General features: G+C 70.7%; 1 protein-coding gene. It reads right to left on the reverse strand.

The genetic code is table 11. The features are described from left to right. The coding region (locus HKX41_14055; GenBank protein NNC25257.1) for an MFS transporter at positions 1 to 229 on the reverse strand (229 nt) is incomplete at both ends.

Consider the following 229-nt stretch of genomic DNA (forward strand, 5'->3'; position numbering starts at 1 on the left):
GTCCCGGATTGGCCCGCGCGAGCGTAGTCGCCGGCGAGCGCCAGCGCGGGTGCGAAGACGGCCGCACCAGCCACCCCCTGAATGAAGCGCGCGAGGACCATCATCCAGGGCTCGGTGACGAACCCCTGCACGGCCGTCGCGGGCGCGAGCAGGAGGAGCCCGTAGAAGATGAACGGTTTGCGCCCGTAGCTGTCGCTCGCGGAGCCGATCGGGGCCTGCAAGAGGACCT

Source organism: Salifodinibacter halophilus, from assembly GCA_012999515.1.
In the GTDB taxonomy this organism is placed as follows: Bacteria; Pseudomonadota; Gammaproteobacteria; order Nevskiales; family Salinisphaeraceae; genus Salifodinibacter; species Salifodinibacter halophilus.